This window comes from Mesorhizobium prunaredense (assembly GCF_900156895.1).
Taxonomy (GTDB): domain Bacteria; phylum Pseudomonadota; class Alphaproteobacteria; order Rhizobiales; family Rhizobiaceae; genus Mesorhizobium; species Mesorhizobium prunaredense.
In genome coordinates, this window is the sequence record NZ_FTPD01000045.1 from 513,044 (window position 1) to 537,734 (window position 24,691).

The following is a 24,691-nucleotide window of genomic DNA, read 5'->3' on the forward strand; positions in this document are numbered from 1 at the left end:
GACGCTACCCGATTAATGGGTCCTGACTCTAGAGCGGTTCAGCTTTTGATAGAATCGCCGACCCGCTCTAAATATTTGTTTTTACGCAATTCCGGACGGAAAACCGCTGCGCACTTTTCCTGGAATTGCTCTGCTACCCCTTGGCCATCTCCCTCAGCCGGAACTTCTGGATCTTGCCGGTTGAGGTCTTCGGGATTTCGGCGAAGATCACCGCTTTCGGCAGTTTGAAGCGGGCGAGCAGCGCGCGGCAGTGATCGATGATCTCGGCCTCGGTCGCCGTCCTGCCCGGCTTCAGCTCGACATAGGCGACCGGCACCTCGCCCCATTTGTCGTCGGGCCTGGCGACCACGCCGCAGGAGGCGACGGCGGTATGCTTGTAAAGCGCCTCCTCGACTTCGATCGAGGAGATGTTCTCGCCGCCGGAAATGATGATGTCCTTGGAGCGGTCCTTGAGCTGGATGTAGCCGTCGGGATGCATGACGCCGAGGTCGCCCGAGTGGAACCAGCCGCCGGCGAAGGCCTCGTCGCTCGCCTTGCGGTTCTTCAGATAGCCCTTCATGACGATGTTGCCGCGGAACATGACCTCGCCGATCGTCTCGCCGTCGGCCGGCGTCTCCTCCATCGTCTCGGGATCCATCACCGTCAGATCCTCGAGCGCGGCATAGCGCACACCTTGCCTGGCCTTCCTCGCCGCCTTCTGTCCCTTCTCCAGCCCATCCCACTCGCCCTGCCATTCGTTGACGACCGCCGGGCCATAGGTCTCGGTCAGGCCATAGAGGTGGGTGACGGCAAAACCCGCATCGGCCATGCCCGACAGCACCGCTTCCGGCGGCGGTGCCGCGGCGGTGTTGAAGGTGACCGTCTGCGGAAATTGCCGCTTGTCCTGGTCGCTGGCGTTGATCAGCACCGACATCACCACCGGCGCGCCGCACAGATGGGTGACGCCGTGGTCGGCGATGGCGTCGTAGATCGGCTTCGGCCGCACCCAGCGCAGGCAGACATGGGTGCCGGCCTGCACGGCCAGCGTCCACGGAAAGCACCAGCCATTGCAGTGGAACATCGGCAGCGTCCACAGATAGACCGCATGCTTGCCCATGCCGGCATGGATGGTGTTGGCATAGGCCATCAGTGCCGCACCGCGATGGTGATAGACGACGCCCTTGGGATTGCCTGTCGTGCCGGAGGTGTAGTTGAGCGAGATCGAATCCCATTCGTCGTCGGGCATAGACCAGGCGAAATCCTCGTCGCCGCCCGCGACGAAGGTCTCGTAATCGAGCGAGCCGATCCGCTCGCCCTTGGGATAGGGCGCGTCAGTGGCGTATTCGGGATCGTCATAGTCGATGACCAGCGGTTTTACCCTGGCCAGCGCCAGCGCCTCGCTGACGACATTTGCAAATTCGCGATCGACGACCAGCACCTTGGTTTCGGCATGGTCGAGCTGAAAGGCGATGACCGCGGCATCGAGGCGGGTGTTGAGCGAATGCAGCACCGCCTTGGTCATCGGCACGCCGAAATGCGCTTCCAGCATCGGCGGGGTGTTGGACAACATGACGGTGACGGTGTCGCCCTTGCCGATGCCGCGCCTGGAGAGCGCCGAGGCAAGCTTCAGCGACCGCCGCCAGAAATCACGATAGGTCGTGCGCTGGCGACCATGGATGATCGCGACATGGTCGGGAAAGGTCTTTGCCGCCCGCTCGAGATAGCTGAGCGGCGTCAGCGGCTGGTAATTGGCTGGATTCCTGCCGAGATCCTGTTCGTAGGGATTGCCCATCCCGTCCTCCCCATGTTTATCGAACGCTTCGGGACGCTGGCGAGCGAGGCCGCCTCAGCTACTCCTGGCGCCCCTGCCCGCCTTCGCCTTCTGACCATAAAGCATTGATGTCGCGATGCCCTTCGATGATGTTCGCCACGTCGAGCAATCTCCATTATAGCGGAAGAAAATGACGTATCCCCGGAAAGCGAAACTCCGGATGTCCGGCCGGAGATCGGGGCGGGCACGACCGATCGTCGCCTGCAGGCTCGCCAGATCACGGCATTTCTGGCGCAGAGCATCCACAAAACGCCGGCCAAGCACCAGGCTGCCGCTTTCGCGAGTGACGTATTCAAAGATATTGACCAAATCTGTCTGTACCGACGGCAACGTACGCAGCCGTGGCACTCCTAGAAGCCTTCCTTTGCGAGTTGCTCAGCCTTGGCTTCCACAGCCGCGTCGATATCCTGCTCGGTCGCTTCGCCGTCGTCAGCAAACGACTTGTCCAGCATGGCGCGTAACGCCTTCAGCTTTTCCTCGCGTTCTTCGACCAGGCGCAAGCCTTCGCGCACGACTTCGCTGGCAGAGCCGTAGCGGCCCCGCTTGACAATGTTGGACACAAAAGTTTCCCAGCGCTCACCCAATGATACGTTCATTGTCAGGCCTCCTGTTCAGTTTATTGTTATCGCGATAACAAAAATGGCGCAATCACTGGCATCGACATGCCTCGCAGTTCACCAGCGATTTGACTTTTGTCGACAGCCGTGAATAATGTCAACGAGGAGATGGCATGGCGATCCGACCGGCAGAACAGCTTATCCACAAGGCCGCCTGGCTCTACTATGCCCACGGCTTGCGCCAGGACCAGGTGGCCAGCCAGCTCAAGATTTCCCGAGCCTCGGTCGCCATGTATCTGCGCAAGGCGCGCGAGACCGGCATCGTCAACATATCGACCTCGACCCAGCTTTTCACCGACGACGTCATGGCGCGCAAACTTGAAGACGCATTGAGGCTCGATGCCGTCTGGATCGCGCCGGAAAACGGCCATGTCGCCGATCCGTCGACCGACATCGCGGTGCTGGCGGCCAGCGTCTTTCTCGAGCTGATCAGGAAGGGCGATCGCATCGGCGTCGCCTGGGGAAGGACCATCTATACGATCGCCGACATCATGTCCTATGCCGATCTGCAGGATGTGACGGTGGTGCAGCTCTGCGGAAATCTGGGAGCCCCCTATTCCTACCGGCCCGACCAATGCACCATGGAAATCGCCCGCCGGCTCAATGCCAAGGGACTCAATTTCTATGCGCCGCTGGTGCTGACGACTGAGGAACTGGCGCGCGGCCTGCGCGCCGAGCCGGTGATCCGCGAGCAGTTGTCGGGCATCGGTGCGTGCAATCTGGCGCTTTACTCGGTCGGCACCGTCGATGCCGACAGCCATGTCGTCAAATGCGGCGCGCTGACTGCCAGCGAAATGGAGGTGCTGCGTCGTGCCGGGGCTGCCGGCGTCATCGCCGGTCAGATCATCGACGCCGAAGGCAAGGCGCTCGACTGCAGCTACAACAGGCGGATCATTTCGGCGGAGCTGTCATCGCTGCGCAAAATTGAAAAGCGACTCGTGGTGGTGCAGGAGGACAGCAAGTTCGGACCCCTGGTGGCGGCGATCGCGGGTGGGCTATGCACGCATCTGGTGGTCGGCGCCCGGATGGCGCGACGGCTGCTCGACCATGCCGGACCGGCAGCAGAAAAGGTCGCCTAAAGAACACAAGCCGCCGCGGAGGCATTGTCATCAAGGCGTCGCGGCATTCCTGTTTCACAACAAAAACAACCGGACGAAGCGAACATGATGAACCTGTGGAATGACGGCGACGCGGAAAAGCTGGTTGCCGACTATGCAATGAAGGGCGTGGCCCGCGACCTGGCGCTGCGCGTCTACACGACCAGGCTTCTGGGCGGCGAACCGCGGCTTGTCCTGCATGGCGGCGGCAACACATCGTGCAAGACAAAGGCCACCGATCTCGTCGGCGACGAATGGGACGTGCTCTGCGTCAAGGGCAGCGGCTGGGACATGGGCGTCATCGAGCCGCAGGGCCTGCCGGCGGTCAAGCTCGGCGCGCTGCTCAAGGCGCGGTCGCTTAAAAAACTCTCCGACGAAGACATGGTGGCGCTGCAGCGGGTGAACCTGATCGATCCGTCTTCGCCCAACCCTTCGGTCGAGACGCTGCTGCACGCCTTCCTGCCGCATAAATTCGTCGACCATACGCACTCGACCGCGATCCTCGCCATTGTCGACCAGGACGACAGCGATGCGCTGAGCAAGAAGGTCTTCGGTAACAAGATGGGGTTCGTGCCCTACATCATGCCGGGCTTCGATCTGGCGAAGGCGGCTGCCGATGTCTTCGACGCCGATCCGACGGTCGAAGGGCTGATCCTCGACAAGCACGGCATCTTCACCTTCGGCGACGATGCCAAGCAGGCCTACGACCGGATGATCCATTATGTTGATATCGCCGAGGATTTCATCGCCGGCCACGGCAAGCCGCGCAGCGAAAAAGCCGCCTTGCCGGCCAGGCTGGCGAAGCCTGCGGAGATTGCGCCGATGCTGCGCGGCGCGGTGGCGGTGGCGCGCGGCGAAGGCCGCTTCGACCGCATGATCAGCGATTTCCGCACCTCGGACGCGATTGTCGATTTCATCAATTCGGCAAAAATTGCCGACTATGCCGGGCGCGGCGTGTCGACACCCGACCTGTCGATCCGCATCAAGACCGGACCGATGGCGCTGCCGGCGCCCGACGCGGACAAGATCGGCGACTACAAATCCGTCATTCGCCAGCATGTCGAAAACTTCGCCGGGGATTATCGCGCCTACTTCGAGACCAACGACGCGCTCGACGATGTGAAGCGCACCATGCTCGACCAGATGCCGCGCCTGACGCTGGTGCCGGGGCTCGGCATGTTCGGCCATGGCCGCACGCTGAAGGACGCGAAGATTGCCTCCGACGTCGGTGAAATGTGGATCGAGGCGGTGCGCGGCGCCGAAGCAATCGGCGATTTCCATCCACTGTCCAAAGCCGACCTGTTCCCGCTCGAATACTGGTCGCTGGAACAGGCCAAGCTCGCCTCCAACAAGCCGAAGCCGCTGACCGGCCAGATTGTGCTGGTCACCGGTGGCGCCGGCGCAATCGGTGCCGCCACGGCAAAGCTGTTCGCCGACTACGGCGCTCATGCCGTCGTCGTCGATCTCGACGCGGCAAGGGCGACGGAGGCGGCAAAAAAGGTCGGCAACGGTTCAATCGGCGTCGGCGCCGACATCACCGACCCGGCGCAGATGCGCGCTGCCTTCGACAAGGCGGTCGCCGTCTACGGCGGCCTCGACATCCTCGTCTCGAATGCCGGTGCTGCCTGGGAAGGCAGGATCGGCGAGCTCGACGACGCCACTTTGCGCAAGAGCTTCGAACTCAATTTCTTCGCCCACCAGTCGGCGGCGCAGAACGCGGTGCGCATCATGCTCGAGCAAGGCACTGGCGGCGTTCTCCTGTTCAACACCTCCAAGCAGGCAATCAATCCGGGTCCGAAGTTCGGCGCCTATGGCATGCCAAAGGCGGCGACGCTGTTCCTGTCCAGGCAATATGCTGTCGACTACGGCGCCCATGGCATCCGCTCCAATGCCGTCAACGCCGACCGCATCCGTTCCGGGCTGTTGACCGACGCCATGATCGCCAGCCGTTCGAGCGCCCGCGGCGTGTCGGAAAAGGAATATATGGCGGGCAATCTGCTTGGGCAGGAAGTGACGGCCGAAGACGTCGCCCAGGCCTTCCTGCATCAGGCGCTGGCAGAGCGCACCACCGCCAATGTGACGACGGTGGACGGCGGCAACATCGCGGCAGCGCTGCGGTAATGCATGTCGCTCAAAACGCCGCACATTTTCGAGCGGTACGAACTGGACCGAACGGCTTGCGAATTCGGCGTTTCGTAGCTACATTGTAGCTCAACTGCAAGGAGGCCATAATATGGCAACGGAAACCGTGGTCCGCGCTCGGATCGATGCGGCGACAAAGGCACAGGCGACGGAAGCCTTGGCGGCAATGGGATTGTCCGTTTCCGACGCCATCCGTCTGCTGCTGGTCCGGGTCGCTGCCGACAAGGAGTTTCCCTTTCCGGTGAAGGTGCCGAACGCAACCACTCGAAAGGCGATGTCCGAATTGGAACAGGGCAAGGGCAAGCGTTTCGCCTCGGCCGACGAGTTGTTCAAGGACTTGGGACTCTAAGGACTTGAGAACCTAATGTGCTGGCACCTGTTCGATCCGGACAATTCCGCCGTGACGTGAAACGTGCGGAGAAGCGCGGCAAGGACCTTGGCAAACTGCGCGAGTTGTTGGGCCTTCTGCTCGCCGGAGATGAACTGCCCGCGAGTTATAAGGATCATCCCCTGAAGACGACTGGAAAGGCTATCGTGACGCTCACATCGAACCGGACTGGCTCTTGATCTATCGTGTCGCCGGCGATGAGCTACAGGCTGCTCGCACCGGCTCCCATTCCGATCTGTTCAACGAGTAGCCGAGGCGGGCACGGAACTTAGGATTTTTTGCGCTGCGGGCTGAAACTTGCCATCCCTCGCGGCGGGACTATTGGAATCCTAACAAAGATTGTTAGGCTAAGCATGAAAACCCAACCCATGCGCACCCTTACCATATCCCTCACCCCGCAACAGGCGGCCCGCCTGCAAAGCGCTGTCGAAGGCGGGGGATATGCCTCTGACAGCGAGATTGTCCGCGACGCCCTGCGCCTGTCGGAACAGCGCGAGGAATTGCGCGCCTTGGAGTTGGAACACTTGAAACGGGCCTATGCCGACGGCATGGCCAGCGGCAGGCCGGTGGAAGTCGAACCCGCCGAGTTCATACGCGGTTTGAAAGCAGAACGCCGCGCCCGTGGCTAGATATCGGCTCACGCCGCGCAGGATTTGCGGGATATTTGCACAACATCTCAATCGAGAGTGAAAAGGCAGCTGACAAGCTGCTTATGCGCATTTTTGACAAACTGGCGTTGGCGGCGGAGCAGCGAGGCCAGAGTTGAGCGTGACGGCCCGCGTACTCATCGAAGGCCGCTACATCGTCATCTACGAACCGCAGATGGAAGGCATCCTGGTCGTGGGGATGCGCGATCCGGAGCACTGGCTGTAAACCACGAGACTGACGGAGCAGGCATTCAGACCTGGAAAAGAGCGGCCCGAAGCCGCTCGCGAGCCGCTCTTTCCAGTTACCTGTGATGAAACCTACTTGGCGTTCGGGTTTGGCATCCAGGCCGGCATCGCGACATCGGCATGGGCGAACTGCGGCAGCTTGGCCGAGAGGTCTTCCATGTTCTTGATGTCCTTGTCGATCAGGTCCTTCTGGGTGATCAGGGTCGGCGGCACGATGACGTTGCGGCCGGGGTCTTCGCCGGCCAAAAGCTGCGCCAGCGCGCGCACCGAAACCTGGCCGACGACGGCCGGGTTGGTCGCCGCGGTTGCCGCCCAGGCGCTGTCGGGCTCGCGCATAGCGGCGATGTCGGAGGTCGAGATGTCGGCCGAATAGATCTTGATGTCCTGCGACAGGCCGGCTTCGTCGACGGCGATCTTCACGCCCTTGGCGAATTCGTCATAGGGCGCGAACATCACCTTGATGTCGGGGTTGGCCGACAGCACCGAACGGGCTTGGTTGGCGACAGAATTGGCGATCGGATTGTCGAGCGTGCCGAACATCGCAGCCTCTTTGATGCCGGCATATTTCTTCTTGAACTCGATCCAGGTCTCGTTGCGGCGGTCGAGCGGCGCGATGCCGGCGACGTAGACGTAGCCGGCCTTCCAACTCTCGCCATTATCCTTGATCGCCTGCTCGAGCGCGAGGCGTGCAAGGTCGCGGTCGGACTGCTCGATCTGCGGTATTTTGGGGTTTTCGACGTTGACGTCGAAGGCGACGACCTTGATGCCGGCGTCGACCGCGCGCTGGGCGGCTTCCTTCATCGATTCCGTCAGGCCGTGCTGGATGATGATGCCCTGGACGCCAAGCGCGATGGCCTGGTCGACCATGTCTGCCTGGAGGGCGGCGTCCTGGCGGCTGTCGAGGACGCGCAGATCGACGCCAAGCGCCTTGGCCTGCGCTTCGACACCGGACAGATAGGCTTGGAAGAAGTCACCAGTCGAGAGATAGCGGACCAGCGCGATCTTGACGGCGCCGGGCTTGTCGAACGGCGCCGGCCTGTCCTGCGCCATTGCCGGGACCTGCATCAGCAGCGCAGCGCCGGCAAGCCCGAGTGCTGCCTTCCCCAAAAGTCTTCTTGTGATCTTCATGATGTCTCCTCCACTTGTTGAACTCAAATTTCTGCCGGGCGAAAATCCTATCCGTCGAAATCCTACCTGTTGCCCCTGCCGGAAAGGGCGAAGGTGAAGACAAGGGCAACCACGAGAACCACGCCCTTGATGAAATCCTGCGTGTAATAGGGCGCGTTCATCATCGTCAGGCCCTGCAGCAGCACGCCGACAAACACCGCGCCGACAGCCGTGCCGAAGGCGTTCGGCTTGGCGGCGCCGAGAACCGCGTAGCCGATGAGCGCCGCCGCGACAGCGTCGAGCAGGAGATTATTACCCGAGGCGATGTCGCCGCGTCCAAGCCGGGCAGCGAGCAAAATGCCGCCGATCGAGGCAAAAACCCCTGAAATAACGTATGCCCAGATTTTGTATGCCTTGACAGGCGCGCCGGCGAGCTCGGCAGCCCGTTGGTTGCTGCCGACCGCATACATCATGCGGCCGAAACGGGTGTATTCGAGAAAGAACCAGATCAGCACCGCAAGCACGAGCAGGACGACGACCGAAACCGGGATGAGGTTGGGGATGAAGAAATCGAAGCGGTGGCGGCCGAGCGACAGGAAGGCGGCGCCGAATGTGCCGTTGGCGACCGAGCCGTCGGGCATCGTCATGCCGGTGGCGATCGAGCGGCCCTCGGTCGGGATGCGCTGCAAGCCGACGAGCAGGAACATCATGCCGAGCGTCGCCAGGAGATCCGGTACGCGCATATAGACGATCAGCCAGCCATTGATGAGCCCGACGACGACGCCGATCAAGAGACAGGCGACGACCGCGACGATGGCGTTCTGCTCCAGCACCACCATGACATAGGCGGCGGCCATCATGGCGCTGGTAGCGACCGAGCCGATCGACAGGTCGAAGCCGCCGACGACCAGGGTGGCGGTGACGCCGAGCGCCAGCACGCCGGTAATGGCGACGGACTGGAAGATGAAGACGGCGCTCTGCGGCGAGACGAAGCCATCGGCGGCGATGGCGAAATAGCCGATCAACCCGAACAGCAGAACGATGAAGCCATAGCGAATGGCATGGTCGCGCGCGAGCGCCATCCTTACCCAGCCCGAACTCATGCCCTCTCCATTCCAATTCTCACTATCTGTCCGCGCTCAAGGCTGCGCTGTGCAGCGGCCCGCCCGCCACTTCGGCCAGCAGGCGCTCGAGGTCGATGTCGGCGTTGCGATGCTCGCCGACGATTGTCTGCTCCGACATCACCAGGATGCGGTCGGCGGTCTCCAGCGCCTCATCGAGCTCGGTGACGAACAGCAGCGTCGCACGGCCGTTGGCGCTCGCCCGCAGCTTGGCGGCGATATCGCGCCTGGCTGAGATGTCGACGCCCTGAAACGGCTCGTCCAGGATGAACAGTCTTGCCGCCTGCGACATCCAGCGGGCGACCATCACCTTCTGCTGGTTGCCGCCGGAAAGGGCGGACATTTCGTCCTTCTCCGAGCGGCAGACGATGCCCAACTCCCCGATCTGCCGGCGGGCGGTGGCGCGCTCGATGCGACGCTTGAGGACGCCCAGACGCGACATCCGCCTGTGGAACGGCAGGCTGATATTCTCCTGGATGTTGAAGTCGCCGACGATCCCGTTTTCGCTCCGGTCCTTGGCGACGAGAAACACGCCGGCGGCGATCGCTTCACCCGTCGACCCCGGGGCATAGGCTTTGCCGTTCAGCACCATGGTGCCGGTGAGCGGCTTGCGGACGCCAAACAGCGTCTCGGCGAGCGCTGTCTTGCCGACGCCGACGAGGCCGGTGATGGCAACGACTTCGCCGTCGCCGAGCGTCAAAGAGATCGGCCTGGAACCTTCGGCAATGCGCAACCTGTCAATCGTCAGGACAGGTCTGGCCGAATTCCTGGCGACGATCCGGTCGAGGTGGATCTTGCGGCCGAGCATGGCGTTGACCGCGCCTTCATAATCGAGCGGCTTGCGGTCGAAGACACCTGAGATGACGCCGTCGCGCATCGAGACGATCCGGTCGGCAAGCCGCCTGATGTCGGACATGCGGTGCGAGATGTAGAGGATGGCGACGCCGTGCTCGCGAAGCCTGTCGAGCAGCGCGAAAAGCCGGTCAGCCTCGGCGCTGGACAAAGACGAGGTCGGCTCGTCGAGGATCAGCACTTTCGGCTGATGCGCCATGGCGCGGGCAATCGCCACCATCTGGCGATCGGCCAGCGAGAGATCGCTGATCCGGGCCTTGAGGTCGATCGCCAGCCCCATGCGGTCGGCAACCGCCTTGGCCTCGCGGCGCACCCGGCCTGGATTGAACAGGGTCGGCGCGCCGCTGCCGCTCAGCCTGTCGAGCGTCAAATTGGTGGCGACGTCGAGGTCGGCGACGACACCGTCATTGATGTTCTGATGAACGGTGACGACGCCGGCGCGGATCGCCTCCGCCGGCGTTTTCGGCGCGAAGTCTTGCGGCGCGAAGTTTTGGCCGGCGAGGCTCATCGTGCCGCCGCCGCGCTCATAGACGCCGCTGATGATCTTGACCAGGGTGGATTTGCCGGCGCCGTTGGCGCCCATCAGCACGGTCACTTCACCGGCATGCAAATCGAGCGAGACGCCGCCAAGCACCTCGATGTGGCCGAAGGATTTCCTCAGGCCGTCGACGCGGAACACGGCATCATTGCCCATTCGTTCCTCCCTGGCGACGACGCTATGGGCTGTTCCGGCAATTGTCAACACGATTGACAATTGCCAGAGGGCTTCCTAGCTTGGACCAACCGTGACGGCTCCACTAAGATGAGGGCGCGTAAACGGGAGGTGAGGATGACTGGGAAATTGCCGTTCGAAGCACTGTCGGTCGAAACACTGGCGGCACGCCTCGGCGCCAACACGGCGCTGTGCTCGCATATCGGCAAGGACACGCCCCGCTGGAAGGTTCGCGAGGTCGGCGACGGCAATCTGAACCTGGTGTTCATCGTCGAGGGTGCGCAGGGTGCGGCCGTCGTCAAGCAGGCCCTGCCCTATGTCCGCCTGGTCGGCGACAGCTGGCCGCTGCCGCTAAAACGCTCCTTCTTCGAATATCACGCGCTGACACGGCAGCAGGCGAGAGCGCCCGGCTCGGTGCCGGCGATCCATCACTTCGACGAAGGCCAGGCGCTGATCATCATGGAGTATCTGTCGCCGCACATCATCCTGCGGCGGGCGCTGATCGAGGGCCGGCAACTGCCCAACATCGCCAGGGATATCGGCCTGTTCATGGCCCGCACTTTGTTTCGCGGCTCCGACCTCAGCATGGTGACCAAGGATCGCAAGGCCGATCTGGCGCTGTTCGCCGACAATGTCGAGCTTTGCGACATCACCGAGAACCTGGTTTTCTCGGACCCGTATTTCGACGCCAGGATGAACCGGCATACGAGCCCGCAACTCGACAGCATCGTCGCAGAATTGCGCGCCGACCGCGACCTCAAGGTCGAGGCGCAGCGGCTGAAGCACATTTTTGCGGCCAATGCAGAGACGCTGCTGCACGGCGACCTGCATTCCGGCTCGATCATGGTCACCGAGACAGAAACGCGGATGATCGATCCCGAATTCGCTTTTTACGGCCCGATCGCCTTCGACGTCGGCATGCTGCTCGCCAATTTCTGGATGGCGTTCTTCTCGCAGCGTGGCCACGAGCAGATCGGAAAGCGCGACGCCATGCGCGCCTATCTGCTCGGCGTGACGGTCGAGACATGGTCGGTGTTCCGCAGCGAGTTCTCGCATCTGTGGCGAACCGAGCGCACCGGCATGCTCTATCAGAAAAGCCTGTTCGAGGATCAGGGCGACAGGCTCGGCTCCGAGCAGGCGCTCGACCACGTGCTGCACCAGATCTGGACCGACATGCTGGGCTTTGCCGGCGTCGAGGTGCACCGGCGCATTCTTGGCCTCGCGCACAACGCCGATTTCGAGACCATTGCCGACGCCGATCTGCGCGCCACATGTGAGGCGAAGGCGCTGAAATTCGGCCGTCACATCGCCGTCAGCCGGCGCCAGATTCACAGCATCGACGAGGTCAACACGCTGGCCGCGCTGATCGAACGGGAGAACAGGATTTGAACGTCGGCGACCGCCACTACCGCACCATCTGGCTGAGCGACGACCGGCGTTCGGTGCAGATCATCGACCAGCGCTGGCTGCCGCATGATTTCCGCGTCGAAAAAGTCGGCACCGTTGCCGGCATTGCCACGGCGATCCGCGACATGTGGGTTCGTGGCGCGCCACTGATCGGCGTCACCGCGGCCTATGGCGTCGCCATGCAGATGGCCGACGACCCTTCCGATGCGGCACTCGACGGCGTCTGGGAGGTCTTGCACGAAACCCGCCCGACGGCGATCAATCTGCGCTGGGCGCTCGATGAGATGCGCAATTTCCTGCGGCCGCTTCCATCTGGACAGCGCGCCGAAGCGGCTTATCGGCGCGCCGGCGAAATCGCCGACGAGGATGTCGGCCTCAACCGCGCCATCGGCGTCAATGGGCTTGAGATCATCAGGGAAATCGCAGCACGCAAGCAACCGGGCGAGCCGGTCAACATCCTGACCCACTGCAATGCCGGCTGGCTGGCCACCGTCGACTACGGCACCGCCACGGCGCCGATCTATCTGGCAACGGAAGCCGGCATTCCCGTTCATGTCTATGTCGACGAAACCCGCCCGCGCAACCAGGGCGCCCAGTTGACCGCATGGGAGATGACCGGCCACGGCGTGCCGCATACGCTGATCGTCGACAATGCCGGTGGCCATCTGATGCAGCGCGGCCAGATCGACATGGTCATCGTCGGCACCGACCGCACCACCGCCGCCGGCGATGTCTGCAACAAGATCGGCACCTATCTGAAGGCGCTGGCCGCCGCCGACAACGACGTGCCGTTCTATGTCGCGCTGCCGTCGCCGACCATCGACTGGACGGTGGGCGACGGGCTGGCCGAAATCCCGATCGAACAGCGCTCCGGCGACGAGGTCTCGCTGGTCTGGGGCAAGAGCGCGAATGGCGAGATTGCGCAGGTCCGCATCTCGCCGGAAACGACGCCCGCGGCAAACCCGGCCTTCGACGTGACGCCGGCGCGGCTGGTCACCGGATTGATCACCGAGCGCGGCGTCGCCAAGGCTTCGCGCGACGGCTTGAAGGCGATGTTTCCCGGACGGGGATGATCCTGCTCCCGAATACTGCTGAAACGGTTGGCAGCGGACCCCTAAACATCAAAACTGCCGACTCGCTGGACCGCTGAAAAGATCCTCGCGGGCAATGCCAAATGCGATGTCGATCCACCGCATAATCCGACAAGGCCGCCACCAGCTGGCGCAGCCAACGGCGGGATTGCGGAATTGGCTCTCGTGAACGCGTTCATCCCAAATCGGATTGCCAATCCATGGTAGTGTGATTATACCAGTTGCTAAGGTGACGATCGGCAGGGCCATCGTTGGAGATCAGGAGTGCGGCTAGATGACAACGATTGCGCTGTTTGGTGCCGGCGGCAAAATGGGTTACCGCCTGTCGACCAATTTTCGCGGCTCTCCCTACATCATACGCCATGTCGAGGTCAGCGACGCCGGCCGCGAGCGGCTGAAGTCCGGGCTGGGCATCGACGCGGTCAGCGCCGATGAAGCGCTGAACGGCGCCGAGGTGGTGATCCTGGCGGTTCCCGACACCCACATCGGCAAGGTCGCTGCCAGCATCGAGGGCAAGCTTGCGTCCGGCACCATGGTGGTCGTGCTCGACGCCGCAGCGCCTTTCGCCGGCCATTTGCCGAAGCGGCCGGACCTGACCTATTTCGTCACCCATCCCTGCCATCCGCCGATCTTCAACGACGAAACCGACATGGCGGCCAAGAAGGACTATTTCGGCGGCGTCAAGGCCAAGCAGCATATGGTCAGCGCGCTGATGCAGGGACCGGAGGAGGATTTTGCCAAGGGCGAAGCGATCGCCAAGATCATCTGGGCCCCGGTGATGCGGTCGCATCGCGTCACGGTCGACCAGATGGCGCTGCTCGAGCCGGGCCTTTCGGAGACCGTCTGCGCTTCGCTGCTGGTCGTCATGAAGGAAGCCGTCGACGAGGTCGTCGCGCGCGGGGTCGACCAGCAGGCCGCTCTCGACTTCCTGCTTGGCCATATGAATGTGCTCGGCGCCGTCATCTTCGGCGAGACCAAGGGCGTGTTCTCCGACGCCTGCAACAAGGCCATCGAGTTCGGCAAGCCGGTGCTGATGCGCGACGACTGGAAGCGGGTCTTCGAGCCGGAAGAGATTGCGGCGAGCATCCAGCGCATCACCTGAGGCGGAAGCCGCCCTTTCCTTCTCCCGCTGCGGGAGAAGGAAAAGGCGCCTCCTATGTCACCGCGGTTACCCTGCCCGCCGCATCGAGGCGACAGCCGACTCGCGCCTGCCGAACCTCGACGCCGCCTTGTCTTGCATAGTGTATGCGCACCTCGATCGGCGCCGTGAGTGCGCCCCGCCGTTGCTGCAACGGACCTGCGCTTACCGCATGAACACGCACGGCGCCAAGCGGCGTCGCGGCCGACGCGATCGCCGTGCGGCAGGCGCGCACCACAGCTGGTGGGATACCGGGTTTGGCTATCAGTGGCGCCATAAGCGGATAGCCATAGGTGATCCGCGCCGACGTGTTGCGACCAGTTCCGGAAGGCCTGAGCGCGCGCGGCAGGAAGACGAATCGTCTGGCGGCCTTGGCCTTGGCGGTGGCTGGCGTGATGCCGGCATTGCTGCTCGCGGCTTGCCCGGCGTCCAGCGCCGTGCCCGATGGGGACGAAGGGTCGCCTACCCCGACACCTGTCGATAGGCCGCCGCTTGCGCCGCCGAGGTTGCCGCTGACGCCAAGTCCGGCACCGAGCGATCCGTTGCCCGCACCGAGCGATCCGCCAAGGCTTGCTCCCCCTACTCCGTCGACGCTCGAGCCGCCCGCCACCGAGGCGCCTTTCGGGCCGGCGCCAAGGCCAGCACCGACCCCGACACCGCCAACTTTGCCGCCAAGCCCCGCCTCAAGAGCCGAGGCCGGGCCAATTGCGATCGCGACTGTCAATACGGCTGCGAAATATTTGTTCATCACCATGTTCCTCCTGCGGCATGTATTCGGCCCACGGAAATGCCCTTCACGATCAGCCCTCGCTAGTGAGCGCCGAGCTTCGGCGGTCGCGTCGGGAGCAACGCGTCGGGAAGCGCGATGGTCGCCACCAGAACAGGTCGCGATGGTCTTTTGGCCTTCACTTTGTGGTTTTCCCGCAACCCCGATTGACGGGCTGGTCGCGAGCGCACGGACACATCTGCACGCGAAGTTGCGACGGCACGCGCTTTCGGAACGCGGTTGACACGCTCGCTGCGACGCTCATCCCGGGCCTTTTCAACGTCAATCGCCTTACGCGCGGCGCTGAGCTCGCGGGCCAGGCCGATGGCTTTGTTCCGCTCCTGCTCCAACGCCACGCTCAGCTCCATCGAGACGCGGCTCGCTTCCTGCTTTGCCGCGTCGCGCTCCCGGCGGGCGCTGTCGCGATCACGAGCAGCTGAATCTGCCCGTTCGCGCTCCAGTTCGAGTGCGTCGCCAGCGCGCTTCAAAGCCGCCTCGGCCACCTGTCGTTCCCTGATGGCGCTGGTGCGCGCGGCCGCAGACAGATCCGCGCTTGCCTTAAGAGCGTCGATGGTTTGGCGCGCCGCGGTGAGTTCGCGTTCGAAGCGATCAGCCTTGTGCCGCTCCTCATCAAGCGCTCGCTGCGCCTTTGCTAGAGAGGCCTCCACAGAGTGACGCGCTTCAAGCGTGGCAGCCTTCTCGTGATCGGCGAGAGTGGTTTTGGCTTTCAAGCCTTTGACTTCGCGTTGCGCCACTTCGAGATCGAGCGCGAGCTGTTCGGCTATTCGCCGCTGCTGTTTTAGCGCCTGTGCTTGTTCAGCCATCATGTCGGCTACCTTACGCGCCTGTGCGCTGGCGTCGCGGGCGCCGCGCTGCATCACGGCCAGTTCGGCTCGCGCCGCCGCCAAATCGCGGCGGTCATGGTCATCCCGAGCCGGGTCACCGCGAGCCGGCTGCACGCTCTTCTTGAGCGCGTCGACTTCCCTCAGCGCCGCAAAGAGCTGCTGTTCCAGCGTGCCGCGATCAGTCCGCATCGCATCGAGTTCCCGCACCAAGGCGTCGGCCCGTTGACGCGCCGTCGCAAGGTTCTGATTGTGTCGGGCGGCATCGTTGCGAGCGGTCTGGCGAGCCGCAAGTGCTTCCGCGCGCGCTGCCGCAATTTCCATGCGAGCGGCGGACAGCTCATTCAGCAATGCCCGTTCCAGGGCTTGCCGTTGCTCCCCTGCACGCTCCCCAGGTGTGTGGAAACCGCGCACGCCCGGTTGCGCCTCGGGCTGGCCGTTCTCGACCCTGGCGCGTTGCGAAGCCACGGCCGAAGAGCCGTCGCTGGCTGCGTCCGCCGGCGGTTCGGGCGCTGCTTGTTTGACCTCCACCGAAGCTGTCAGGTCAGAAGACGAATTTTGTATCAGTTTGACGGTTATGTCAGCCCGTTCCTGACGGCCGCTCCTGGCTTGCAAGCGATCGGAAATCAGCTTTGCCAGCTCTTCCTCACGCAGACCTGCCGCGGCAATGCTCCCGATCAAGGGAAGGTCGAGCGTGCCAGTCGAGTCGATGGTGAAACTATGGTTGAGCTGCAACGCCTCCAGAACGCCATCGCGCAAGGCTGTCCATTGCCAAACGTGCAGTTCGATCGTGTCTCGCGGGGCAAGTCTGTCGTCGGCCTGCGGCCGACCGTGTGCCGCAGATCCCAGCAGCAGGATGATACACAACGAAATGAGGCACAGCATGGCGCTGCAGCTGCTGCTGCACATGCCACGCAATGAAGCCGAATGTCGTCGGTCGGCAAAGCTTGGCGCGGGGCTGCAGGATGACGGCCTGAAACTCTGCACAAAAGTCATAGCTGAACCTCACCGGCAATGCGATCCTTGCCGCGAACGGATTCATAAGGAAAACCGCGCGCAGGCTGGGGCCGCGGAGAAATTCCACAACCACTACGCGATACTAGCAAAGCCTGCGCGTGCCGCTGAGCACCGAATAAGGCTTAACTGTGTCTCCTCCTTACTTACTTATTGCGCCCTCACCCAAGTACCATACCCCTTAAGGTGTAGGTGGCCAGCTGCCGGCGGCAGCGGGTTGCTGCTCATCAGATACATATCATCTGAATTTGTGGTTGACTCATTATACCAGTTGGCTTAGCTGTTGGAATGACTTTGGCCAGCCGAGGCCGGGCTGAAAATTGGGCAGGCGGCAGGTGGAGGGGCAGGCTGAGGACAGAACCGAGCCGGATGATCCACCCGGGTGAGCCGGCAAATGACCCGATCCGCGACACCGGACGCGATCCGCCTGACAAACTGGAATGCATTTCAGCCTGGGCCGCGGAAGCACAGGTTTTTCAAATGGGAGGAAACCATGAAACTCACTCGCAGAATAACACTTGCGGCATTTGCCGGCATGCTGGCGCTGGGCACCGCCGCACCCGCCTACGCGGCGGATCTCATTGCCATCATCACGCCCTCGCACGACAATCCGTTCTTCAAGGCCGAAGCCGTCGGCGCGGAAGCCAAGGCCAAGGAACTCGGCTATGAAACGCTGGTTCTGGTCCATGACGACGACGCCAACAAGCAGTCCGAGCTGATCGACACGGCGATCGGCCGCGGCGCCAAGGCGATCATCCTCGACAATGCCGGCGCCGACGCCTCGGTCGCTGCCGTGCAGAAGGCCAAGGACGCGGGCGTTCCGTCTTTCCTGATCGATCGCGAGATCAACGCCACCGGCGTCGCCGTCGCGCAGATCGTCTCCAACAACTACCAGGGCGCCCAGCTCGGCGCGCAGGAGTTCGTCAAGCTGATGGGCGAGAAGGGCAATTACGTCGAGCTGGTCGGCAAGGAATCCGACACCAATGCCGGCATCCGCTCCAAGGGCTACCACGATGTCATCGACGACTATCCGGACCTCAAGATGGTGGCGCAGCAGTCGGCCAACTGGAGCCAGACCGAGGCCTATGCCAAGATGGAATCGATCCTCCAGGCCAATCCGGACATCAAGGGCGTGATCTCCGGCAACGATACGATGGCGATGGGCGCCCATGCCGCCCTTGCCGCCGCCGGCCGCAAGGACGTCATCGTCGTCGGCTTCGACGGATCGAACGACGTGCGCGACTCGATCGCCTCTGGCGGCATCAAGGCCACGGTCCTGCAGCCGGCCTATGCGCAGGCTCAGATGGCAGTCGAGCAGGCCAACGACTTCATCAAGAACAAGAAGTCTCCGGCCGAGGAAAAGCAGCTGATGGACTGCGTCCTGATCAATGGCGACAATGCCGCCAAGCTGGAAACCTTCGCGCTGACCAACTGAGCCGGTGTGACATCAATCGCAAGGGACGAGCTTCCGGCTCGTCCCTTGCTTACATTTCCTGGGTACCCTGACCGCCATGCCGAACAAGCCGACATGTTGAACAAGCTGACTCGGACGACCGTTGCCTGGCCGACCCTCGCTTGGCTGACCCTTGCCGCGATATTTGGCATCAGCCTGACCGCCTGCAAGATCATGCCGACACCGTCCGCGGAAAATGGCGGCCATGCTCCGGCCTTCAACGCGGACAAGATGGTCGGCGATATCTGGGCTGCCAAAATGGTGCCCTATCTCCAGCAGAAGGCCGGATCGTTTCCCGAGGTTCACGCCCTGGCGAAAGCCGATCCTGCCGCCGCCGGCGCCAAATATGGCAATCCGAAGAAGCAGGCGAATTCGCCGTGGACCTTCGCGGTTCGCCTCGAAGGCAAGGTTGTTGCGGCGAACACACAGTCACGCGCGGCAACCATGGATGTCGATGCCGACGGTGACGGCAAGGCGGATGCGCGGGTGCAGATCGGACCCGCGATGCGTGGCACCGCGCTGCGCGACAGCCTCGACTTCATCCAGTTCAACGATTTCACCAATCAGATCGACTTCGCCCAGTTCGGCAAGGCGTTCAACATCCATGCCGACAAGACGGTGCTTTCCAAGCTGCCGCGCGAAGCGCTGGAGGGCCGCAGCGCCAGTGTTGTCGGCGCTTATGTGATGGGCAGCGGCCAGGACCTGCCGCTGGTGACCCCGGCGGAGGCAGAGATCGGGCCAAAGCCATGACTGCCGCCGGCGATCATGATGTCATCCTGAAGCTGGAAGACGTCTCCAAGGTCTATTCGGGCACAGTCGCGGTCAAGCGCGCGAATTTCGAAGTGCGCAAGGGCGCGGTCAACGTGCTGGTCGGCGAAAACGGCGCCGGCAAATCGACGCTGATGAAGATCATCGCCGGCGTCGAACAGCCGACGCTCGGCCGCATCCTCCTGGAGGGCGAAGAGGTTTCCTTCTCCTCATCCGGCGACGCGGTGAACCGCGGCATCGGCATGGTGTTCCAGGAGCTGAACCTGTTCGGCAACCTGAGCGTCGCCGAGAATATTTTCGCCACTCGCGAGATCACCAACCGGTTCCGCAAGATCGACAGCCGAGAACAGGAGCGCCGCGCGGCCGAGTTTCTCGAGCGCCTGCAAGCCGGCATCCGGCCCGACATGCTGGTCGAGGACTTGCGCATCGGCCAGCAGCAACTGGTCGAGATCGCCAAGGCGGTTTCGCTCGATGCGCGCATCCTGATCATGGACGAACCGACCTCGGCGCTGAGTGCGGCGGAAGTCGAGATCCTGTTCAAGGTGATCGCCGACCTCAAGGCGCGCGGCGTGGCGATCGTCTATATCTCGCACCGGCTCGAGGAGCTGATCCGCATCGGCGACTACATCACCGTGCTGCGCGACGGCCGCATCACCGGCCAGGAGACGATGAAAAACGTCGACACGCAGTGGATCGTGCGGCAGATGATCGGCTCCGACGCCAAGGACTTCGCCAAGGCCGACGGCCATGTTCCGGGCGAAGAGATCTTCCGCGCCGAGGACATCTGCCTGCCGCGCGTGACCGGCGGGCTTGCAGTCGATCATGTCTCGCTGTCGCTGCGTGCCGGCGAGATCCTCGGCATATACGGCCTGATGGGCGCCGGGCGCAGCGAGCTGTTCGACTGCATCATGGGGCGCCACGGCCATGCCACCGGGGCGATATTCATTGCCGGCAAGAAGGTGAAGGAGCGCGACACCACGCGACGGATCCGGCGCGGGCTGGCGCTGATCCCCGAGGACCGCCAGCGCGATGGGCTGGTGTCGATCCTCTCGGTCGCCAGCAATCTGACGCTGGCCAGCCTGTCGCGGTTTGTCCGCCTGTTCCATATCGGCGGCGCCAAGGAGAACCAGGCGGTGACGCAGATGGTGCGGGAACTGGCGATCAAGGTCGCCGATCCGGCGCAGGAGGTCTCGTCGCTGTCGGGCGGCAACCAGCAGAAGGTGGTGATCGGCAAGGCGCTGCTCACCGGGCCGAAAGTGCTGCTGATGGACGAGCCGAGCCGCGGCATCGATGTCGGCGCCAAGGCCGACGTCTTCCGCACCATGCGCAAACTGTCCCGCGACGGACTGGGCATTCTGTTCGCCACCTCCGATCTCGATGAGGTGATGGCGCTGTCCGACCGGATCGCGGTGATGAGCAATGGAAAACTGACCGGCATGTTCGATCGCGCCGAGGCGACGGAGGCGGCACTTGTCGCCGCATCGGCGCTTGGCCACGGGCCGGTCCCGCGCATGGAGAGCCACGCCCATGACTGACATCCCGGCCAAGGCTTCGGTTGCCTCCGCCTCGAGCGGCTCCGTGCTGCTGACGCTGATGAAGGCGAGGACGTTCATTGCGCTGATCGCCGTCCTGATCTTCTTCTCGATCGCGGCGCCGAATTTCCTGTCGGCCGCCAACCTGATCCTGATGTCGAAGCACGTGGCGCTGAACGCCTTCCTCGCCATGGGCATGACCTTCGTCATCATCACCGGAGGCATCGACCTCTCGGTCGGCTCGATTGTCGGCCTGTGCGGCATGGTCGCCGGCTATCTCGTGCTCAACGGCATCGACCTGCAGGTCGGCTATACGATCTATTTCAACGTCTTCGAGATCGCACTGATCACGCTGGCGGTCGGCATATTGATCGGCGCCGTCAACGGATTGCTGATCACCAGGCTGAATGTCGCGCCGTTCATCGCCACGCTCGGCGTGCTCTATGTCGCACGCGGCCTGGCGCTGCTGTCGTCGGATGGCCGCACCTTTCCGAACCTCGTCGGCAAGCCCGATCTGGGCACGACGGGGTTCGGCTTCCTCGGCGCCGGCCGGCTGCTCGGTCTGCCGGTCTCGATATGGATTCTTGTCGTCGTAGCAGTTGGGGCGGCCTATCTGGCCAAATACACCCCGCTCGGCCGCCACATCTTTGCCGTCGGCGGCAACGAACGCGCGGCGCGGATTTCGGGCGTCCGGGTCAACATGGTGAAGATGTTCGTCTACATGTTCTCCGGCTTCTGCGCGGCCGTCGTCGGGCTGATCATCTCCTCCGAACTGATGGCCTCGCATCCGGCGACCGGCGAAAGCTTCGAGCTCAACGCGATCGCCGCGGCGGTGCTCGGCGGCACCTCGATGTCGGGTGGCCGCGGCACGATCGGCGGCACCATCGTCGGCGCCTTCGTCATCGGCATCCTTTCCGACGGGCTGGTGATGATGGGGGTGAGCTCGTTCTGGCAGATGGTGATCAAGGGCCTCGTCATCATTGTCGCCGTCGTCGTCGACCAGGCGCAGCGCCGGCTGCAGAGCCGGGTGACGCTGATGCAGATGGCAAAGGCAGGCTGATGGTGGCAGAACTGCGTGGAGCGCTGATCGGCTGCGGCTTCTTTGCCGTCAACCAGATGCATGCCTGGCGCGACATCGCGGGTGCTGCGATCGTCGCCATCTGCGACCGCGACCCGGAACGGCTCAAAGTAGTCGGCGACCAGTTCGGCATCGTGCGGCGCTATGTCGACGCGGCCGCACTGTTTGCCAGCGAAAGCCTGGATTTCGTCGATATCGCCACCACCGCGCCGAGCCATCTTCCGCTCGTCGAGATGGCGGCACAAAACCGCGTTCCGGCAATCTGCCAAAAGCCGTTCGCGCCGTCGCTTGCCGACGCCAAGGCTATGGTCAAGGCATGCAGCGATGCCGGCGTGGCGTTGATGGTGCATGAAAATTTTCGCTGGCAGTCGCCGATCCAGGCGGTGCGCGCCGTGCTCGACAGCGGCGACATCGGCACACCCTTCTTCGGCCGGATCTCGTTCCGCTCGGCCTATGACGTGTTTTCCGGGCAGCCCTATCTGGCGACGGGAAAGCGCTTCATCATCGAAGACCTCGGCATCCACAGTCTCGACATAGCCCGCTTCCTGCTGGGCGACGTTTCGACGATCACGACCCGAACCGCTCGCATCAATCCCAAGATTGCCGGCGAGGACGTCGCAACCATGCTGATGGACCACAAGAGCGGCGCAACGTCCGTGGTCGACTGCAGCTATGCGACCAAGCTCGCCATCGAGCCGTTTCCGCAGACGCTGGTCGAGATCGACGGCAGCGACGGCACGATCCGGCTCGAGCAGAATTACCGGCTCAGCGTCACCGGCAGGAACGGAACGGCGGTCAGCGACGTCTCGCCGCCACTGCTGCCCTGGGCATCGCGGCCGTGGCACAACATCCAGGAAAGTGTCGTCGCCATTCAAAAGCACTGGGTCGACTGCCTGGCGAACGGGACCGAACCGGCAACCTCGGGCGCGGACAATCTTAGGACCTTGGCGCTGGTCGAGGCCGCCTATGCCGGTGCTGCAAGCGGTGAACCGGTGCAACTCGACGCTTTGCTGAGATGACCGCGGATGCCTTCCTCCTCTATGGCACACACGCGGTCGAGACCGAGCCAGTCAGGTTGCGCGCCGGCGCGCTCAGCGCCGACTTCGTCAACGGCAATCTGCGCACCATCCGCCATTGCGGTATCGAGGTGCTGCGCGCCATCGCCTACATCGTCAGGGATCGCGACTGGGGCACCTACGAGCCGGCGCTGACGGATTTAGTCATCGACCAGGGCACCGGAACTATCGCTGTCAGCTATTCGGCAAGCTGTGTCGGACCAGAGGGAAGCCGGCTCGACTTTCGCGCGACGATCAAAGGCTCCGCCGACGGCCAGCTGGTTTTCGACGTGATCGCGCTTCCCGAAAACGCTTTCGAGACCAATCGCTGCGGCTTCTGCATCCTGCATCCGATCGCCGGCCTGGCCGGCAGCCCGGTCACTGTCGAGCACACCGACGGCAGCGTGGTGGAAACAAAGCTTCCGCATCTGATCGACCCCTGGCAGCCTTTCAAGGATTTGCGGGCGATCACCCATGAGGTCCGGCCCGGCGTCACCGCCGAATGCCGGATGGAAGGCGATGCGTTCGAGATGGAGGACCAGCGCAATTGGTCGGACGCGTCCTACAAGACCTATGTCCGGCCGCTGGCGCTGCCATGGCCCTATATGCTGCCCGCCGGCCAGACTCTGCGCCAGACGATCAGTCTGCGTGTGACCGGCGACGGCAGGGTGCCGGCTGCCGCAGCAACCGCCGAGCCGGTCCGAGTCGAGCTCGGCGAAGCCGGACCGCTGCTGCCGGATATCGGCGTAATCATCTACCCGGACGAGGTCGAGACGGCGCTGGCAAACCTGCCGACACTGTCCGCGCTTGGCCCGCAACAGCTGATGTTCCACTACGATCCGACGCGCGGTCACGGACTCGACGCCTTGCAGTCCTATGCCCGGCTCGCCGCAGCCTACCCGGTCGAGACGACGCTCGAATGCGTCGTTTCCTGCGAGGGCGATCTCGACGCGGAGCTTTCAGATGCCGCCGGCATGGTGCGACAGGCCGGACTAGCACTCTCGGCTATTGCCGTCTCGCCCTCGGTCGACCGGCAGTCGACGCCGCCGGGCAGCGCGTGGCCTGAATGTCCGCCGCTTGAAGATGTCTATGCCGCGGCGCGCCGCGCCTTTCCCGACATCCGCCTCGGCGGCGGCATGTTCAGCTATTTCACCGAACTCAACCGCAAACGCGTTCCCGCCGATCTGCTCGATTTCGTCAGCCACTGCACCTGCCCGATCGTGCACGCTGCCGACGATCTCAGCGTCATGCAATCGCTAGAGGCGCTGCCTTTCATCACCCAATCGGCACGAACGATCTTCGGGGCAAAACCCTACCGGATCGGCCCGTCGACCATCGCCATGCGGCAGAACCCTATGGCGGGGCGACCAAGGCCAATCCGCACAATCAGCGCATCGCCATGGCCGACCGGGATCCGCGCCATGCCGGCCTGTTCGCGGCTGCATGGACGATCGGCTATGCCGCGCGCGTCGCGGCGGCCGGGCTGGAGATGCTCACGCTGTCCAGCTTCGCTGGAGCGTTCGGCGTGCTGGCGGCATCCGGGGAACCCGTCGGCGAAGGTGAACCCCGGCCGATCTTCCAGGCCGTGCAGGGGCTTTGCGAACTGGCCGGATTCAGGCACGTAGCGGCGAGGACGAGCGATGAGACGCGGCTGCTCACGCTGGCCGGCCGTTCCCCCGCGGGCCAGACGCTCATGTGGCTGGCGAACCTGACGGCGAGCGAAGTGACGGTTGATATTTCCCGGTTCAAACGACGCCACCTCGTGATGACGCCTTACGCGATCACCCGGATCGGGTGAATCAGCTGTT

General features: G+C 63.3%; 21 protein-coding genes and 2 pseudogenes. 15 read left to right on the top strand and 8 right to left on the bottom strand.

The annotated features are described in order from the left end of the window. Positions 1-133 precede the first annotated feature (133 nt). The 3 genes from BQ8794_RS26265 to BQ8794_RS26275 are packed head-to-tail and all read right to left on the bottom strand — an operon-like array spanning position 134 to position 2,406. Positions 134-1,771, bottom strand: coding sequence for an acyl-CoA synthetase (locus tag BQ8794_RS26265; protein ID WP_077381475.1), 1,638 nt, complete (start codon positions 1,769-1,771; stop codon positions 134-136). 54 nt (positions 1,772-1,825) lie between these two features. Beyond that, on the bottom strand, positions 1,826-2,158 hold the full coding sequence (locus BQ8794_RS26270) for a type II toxin-antitoxin system RelE/ParE family toxin (RefSeq protein WP_244555100.1): 333 nt from the start codon (positions 2,156-2,158) through the stop codon (positions 1,826-1,828). Between the two features lie 2 nt (positions 2,159-2,160). Further along, a complete protein-coding gene (locus BQ8794_RS26275; protein ID WP_077381476.1) occupies positions 2,161-2,406 on the bottom strand; it encodes a type II toxin-antitoxin system ParD family antitoxin in 246 nt (81 codons plus the stop codon). 134 nt (positions 2,407-2,540) lie between these two features. Between BQ8794_RS26275 and BQ8794_RS26280 the strand changes: the two genes are divergently transcribed. From BQ8794_RS26280 to BQ8794_RS37220, 6 genes and pseudogenes are all read left to right on the top strand, one after another. After that, on the top strand, positions 2,541-3,506 hold the full coding sequence (locus BQ8794_RS26280) for a sugar-binding transcriptional regulator (RefSeq protein ID WP_077381477.1): 966 nt from the start codon (positions 2,541-2,543) through the stop codon (positions 3,504-3,506). 84 nt (positions 3,507-3,590) lie between these two features. Further along, positions 3,591-5,645, top strand: a complete 2,055-nt coding sequence (locus tag BQ8794_RS26285) for a bifunctional aldolase/short-chain dehydrogenase (protein ID WP_077381478.1) — start codon at positions 3,591-3,593, stop codon at positions 5,643-5,645. A 112-nt stretch (positions 5,646-5,757) separates the two neighbouring features. Beyond that, complete coding sequence (locus BQ8794_RS26290) at positions 5,758-6,015, top strand: type II toxin-antitoxin system RelB/DinJ family antitoxin (protein ID WP_077381479.1); 258 nt, start codon at positions 5,758-5,760, stop codon at positions 6,013-6,015. A gap of 56 nt (positions 6,016-6,071) precedes the next feature. Next, positions 6,072-6,304, top strand: a pseudogene (locus BQ8794_RS26295) (type II toxin-antitoxin system YafQ family toxin). 118 nt (positions 6,305-6,422) lie between these two features. Continuing rightward, entirely contained in the window at positions 6,423-6,683 is a 261-nt protein-coding gene (locus BQ8794_RS26300; RefSeq protein WP_244555101.1) for a type II toxin-antitoxin system ParD family antitoxin, read from the top strand. A 139-nt stretch (positions 6,684-6,822) separates the two neighbouring features. Continuing rightward, positions 6,823-6,927 (top strand): type II toxin-antitoxin system RelE/ParE family toxin, encoded by a 105-nt coding sequence (locus BQ8794_RS37220; RefSeq protein WP_167378843.1) that lies wholly within the window; start codon positions 6,823-6,825, stop codon positions 6,925-6,927. Between the two features lie 92 nt (positions 6,928-7,019). Here BQ8794_RS37220 and BQ8794_RS26305 read toward each other — a convergent pair whose 3' ends face one another. The 3 genes from BQ8794_RS26305 to BQ8794_RS26315 all read right to left on the bottom strand — a co-directional run bounded on the left by BQ8794_RS26305 (position 7,020) and on the right by BQ8794_RS26315 (position 10,721). After that, entirely contained in the window at positions 7,020-8,075 is a 1,056-nt protein-coding gene (locus BQ8794_RS26305) for a substrate-binding domain-containing protein (RefSeq protein ID WP_077381481.1), read from the bottom strand. Positions 8,076-8,137: 62 nt separating this feature from the next. Next, complete coding sequence (locus tag BQ8794_RS26310; RefSeq protein ID WP_425293579.1) at positions 8,138-9,157, bottom strand: ABC transporter permease; 1,020 nt, start codon at positions 9,155-9,157, stop codon at positions 8,138-8,140. Between the two features lie 22 nt (positions 9,158-9,179). Continuing rightward, on the bottom strand, positions 9,180-10,721 hold the full coding sequence (locus BQ8794_RS26315; RefSeq protein WP_077381483.1) for a sugar ABC transporter ATP-binding protein: 1,542 nt from the start codon (positions 10,719-10,721) through the stop codon (positions 9,180-9,182). 135 nt (positions 10,722-10,856) lie between these two features. Between BQ8794_RS26315 and mtnK the strand changes: the two genes are divergently transcribed. From mtnK to BQ8794_RS26330, 3 genes are all read left to right on the top strand, one after another. Next, complete coding sequence (gene mtnK / locus BQ8794_RS26320; RefSeq protein WP_077381484.1) at positions 10,857-12,128, top strand: S-methyl-5-thioribose kinase; 1,272 nt, start codon at positions 10,857-10,859, stop codon at positions 12,126-12,128. Then, entirely contained in the window at positions 12,125-13,219 is a 1,095-nt protein-coding gene (gene mtnA, locus BQ8794_RS26325) for an S-methyl-5-thioribose-1-phosphate isomerase (protein WP_077381485.1), read from the top strand. Before mtnK ends, mtnA begins: the two co-directional genes overlap by 4 nt. A gap of 292 nt (positions 13,220-13,511) precedes the next feature. Continuing rightward, positions 13,512-14,339, top strand: coding sequence for a phosphogluconate dehydrogenase C-terminal domain-containing protein (locus tag BQ8794_RS26330; RefSeq protein WP_077381486.1), 828 nt, complete (start codon positions 13,512-13,514; stop codon positions 14,337-14,339). Between the two features lie 52 nt (positions 14,340-14,391). On the opposite strand, the gene BQ8794_RS26335 is transcribed toward BQ8794_RS26330, so the two are convergent. Then, positions 14,392-15,123 (bottom strand): hypothetical protein, encoded by a 732-nt coding sequence (locus BQ8794_RS26335; protein WP_077381706.1) that lies wholly within the window; start codon positions 15,121-15,123, stop codon positions 14,392-14,394. A gap of 62 nt (positions 15,124-15,185) precedes the next feature. Then, positions 15,186-16,868 (bottom strand): polysaccharide biosynthesis/export family protein, encoded by a 1,683-nt coding sequence (locus BQ8794_RS26340; RefSeq protein WP_167378844.1) that lies wholly within the window; start codon positions 16,866-16,868, stop codon positions 15,186-15,188. A gap of 622 nt (positions 16,869-17,490) precedes the next feature. On the opposite strand from BQ8794_RS26340, the gene BQ8794_RS26345 reads away from it, so the two are divergent. The 6 genes and pseudogenes from BQ8794_RS26345 (at position 17,491) to apnL (ending at position 24,681) form a co-directional block, all read left to right on the top strand. Next, positions 17,491-18,432, top strand: a complete 942-nt coding sequence (locus BQ8794_RS26345) for a D-ribose ABC transporter substrate-binding protein (RefSeq protein WP_077381488.1) — start codon at positions 17,491-17,493, stop codon at positions 18,430-18,432. Between the two features lie 93 nt (positions 18,433-18,525). After that, positions 18,526-19,200 carry a DUF2291 family protein gene (locus tag BQ8794_RS26350; RefSeq protein ID WP_077381489.1) on the top strand — a complete coding sequence of 225 codons (675 nt, stop codon included), beginning with the start codon at positions 18,526-18,528 and terminating at the stop codon, positions 19,198-19,200. Next, positions 19,197-20,753 carry a sugar ABC transporter ATP-binding protein gene (locus tag BQ8794_RS26355; RefSeq protein ID WP_077381490.1) on the top strand — a complete coding sequence of 519 codons (1,557 nt, stop codon included), beginning with the start codon at positions 19,197-19,199 and terminating at the stop codon, positions 20,751-20,753. The genes BQ8794_RS26350 and BQ8794_RS26355 overlap by 4 nt, the downstream gene beginning before the upstream one ends. Continuing rightward, positions 20,746-21,810, top strand: a complete 1,065-nt coding sequence (locus tag BQ8794_RS26360) for an ABC transporter permease (RefSeq protein ID WP_023800208.1) — start codon at positions 20,746-20,748, stop codon at positions 21,808-21,810. Before BQ8794_RS26355 ends, BQ8794_RS26360 begins: the two co-directional genes overlap by 8 nt. Before the next feature lie 2 nt (positions 21,811-21,812). Continuing rightward, entirely contained in the window at positions 21,813-22,847 is a 1,035-nt protein-coding gene (locus BQ8794_RS26365; protein WP_077381707.1) for a Gfo/Idh/MocA family protein, read from the top strand. Next, positions 22,844-24,681, top strand: a pseudogene (gene apnL / locus BQ8794_RS26370) (D-apionate lactonase). The gene BQ8794_RS26365 and the pseudogene apnL overlap by 4 nt, the downstream one beginning before the upstream one ends. Positions 24,682-24,691: the final 10 nt, after the last annotated feature.

What these genes read in the sequence shown, in the direction of transcription:
- BQ8794_RS26345 (WP_077381488.1), top strand. Translation starts at nt 17,491, where the DNA reads ATGAAACTCACTCGCAGAATAACACTTGCGGCATTTGCCGGCATGCTG.
- BQ8794_RS26315 (WP_077381483.1), bottom strand. Translation starts at nt 10,721, where the DNA reads ATGGGCAATGATGCCGTGTTCCGCGTCGACGGCCTGAGGAAATCCTTC.
- BQ8794_RS26265 (WP_077381475.1), bottom strand. Translation starts at nt 1,771, where the DNA reads ATGGGCAATCCCTACGAACAGGATCTCGGCAGGAATCCAGCCAATTAC.
- BQ8794_RS26360 (WP_023800208.1), top strand. Translation starts at nt 20,746, where the DNA reads ATGACTGACATCCCGGCCAAGGCTTCGGTTGCCTCCGCCTCGAGCGGC.
- BQ8794_RS26275 (WP_077381476.1), bottom strand. Translation starts at nt 2,406, where the DNA reads ATGAACGTATCATTGGGTGAGCGCTGGGAAACTTTTGTGTCCAACATT.
- BQ8794_RS26330 (WP_077381486.1), top strand. Translation starts at nt 13,512, where the DNA reads ATGACAACGATTGCGCTGTTTGGTGCCGGCGGCAAAATGGGTTACCGC.
- mtnK (WP_077381484.1), top strand. Translation starts at nt 10,857, where the DNA reads ATGACTGGGAAATTGCCGTTCGAAGCACTGTCGGTCGAAACACTGGCG.
- BQ8794_RS26310 (WP_425293579.1), bottom strand. Translation starts at nt 9,157, where the DNA reads ATGAGTTCGGGCTGGGTAAGGATGGCGCTCGCGCGCGACCATGCCATT.
- BQ8794_RS26350 (WP_077381489.1), top strand. Translation starts at nt 18,526, where the DNA reads ATGTTGAACAAGCTGACTCGGACGACCGTTGCCTGGCCGACCCTCGCT.
- BQ8794_RS26280 (WP_077381477.1), top strand. Translation starts at nt 2,541, where the DNA reads ATGGCGATCCGACCGGCAGAACAGCTTATCCACAAGGCCGCCTGGCTC.
- BQ8794_RS26335 (WP_077381706.1), bottom strand. Translation starts at nt 15,123, where the DNA reads ATGAACAAATATTTCGCAGCCGTATTGACAGTCGCGATCGCAATTGGC.
- BQ8794_RS26285 (WP_077381478.1), top strand. Translation starts at nt 3,591, where the DNA reads ATGATGAACCTGTGGAATGACGGCGACGCGGAAAAGCTGGTTGCCGAC.
- BQ8794_RS26300 (WP_244555101.1), top strand. Translation starts at nt 6,423, where the DNA reads ATGCGCACCCTTACCATATCCCTCACCCCGCAACAGGCGGCCCGCCTG.
- BQ8794_RS26290 (WP_077381479.1), top strand. Translation starts at nt 5,758, where the DNA reads ATGGCAACGGAAACCGTGGTCCGCGCTCGGATCGATGCGGCGACAAAG.
- BQ8794_RS26355 (WP_077381490.1), top strand. Translation starts at nt 19,197, where the DNA reads ATGACTGCCGCCGGCGATCATGATGTCATCCTGAAGCTGGAAGACGTC.
- BQ8794_RS26340 (WP_167378844.1), bottom strand. Translation starts at nt 16,868, where the DNA reads ATGCTGTGCCTCATTTCGTTGTGTATCATCCTGCTGCTGGGATCTGCG.
- BQ8794_RS26305 (WP_077381481.1), bottom strand. Translation starts at nt 8,075, where the DNA reads ATGAAGATCACAAGAAGACTTTTGGGGAAGGCAGCACTCGGGCTTGCC.